Source organism: Filibacter tadaridae (assembly GCF_900609045.1).
Taxonomy (GTDB): Bacteria; Bacillota; Bacilli; order Bacillales_A; family Planococcaceae; genus Sporosarcina; species Sporosarcina tadaridae.
Genome location: NZ_UXAV01000073.1, coordinates 1 through 347, shown reverse-complemented (window position 1 = coordinate 347; position 347 = coordinate 1). Strand labels below are relative to the sequence as shown.

Below are 347 nucleotides of genomic sequence, written 5' to 3'. Positions count from 1 at the left end.
AGTAAGACCCCTCAAAGAAGATGAGGTTGATAGGTTCGGGGTGGAAGCACGGCGACGTGTGGAGCTGACGAATACTAATCGGTCGAGGACTTAACCTAATTTAAGAAGGGCACGGTTGGCCCTGATCTGTGAAAACAATGTCTGTTTTATTCGGTTTTGAACGAATAAGTACCGTTCATAAAAAAAGTACTTGCAATTCTTATGAAAAGATGATATAATAATTATTGTCTTTGAGAAAAGAATATACGAGTCTGGTGACGATTGCGAAGAGGTCACACCCGTTCCCATACCGAACACGGAAGTTAAGCTCTTCAGCGCCGATGGTAGTTGGGGGTTTCCCCCTGTGA

2 rRNA genes are annotated in these 347 nt (G+C 43.8%); both read left to right on the top strand.

The window, feature by feature from the left end:
• Positions 1-98: ribosomal RNA gene (locus FILTAD_RS15620) — 23S ribosomal RNA — on the top strand; the annotation flags it as partial.
• Positions 99-250: 152 nt separating this feature from the next.
• Positions 251-347, top strand: a 5S ribosomal RNA gene (gene rrf, locus FILTAD_RS15615); the annotation flags it as partial.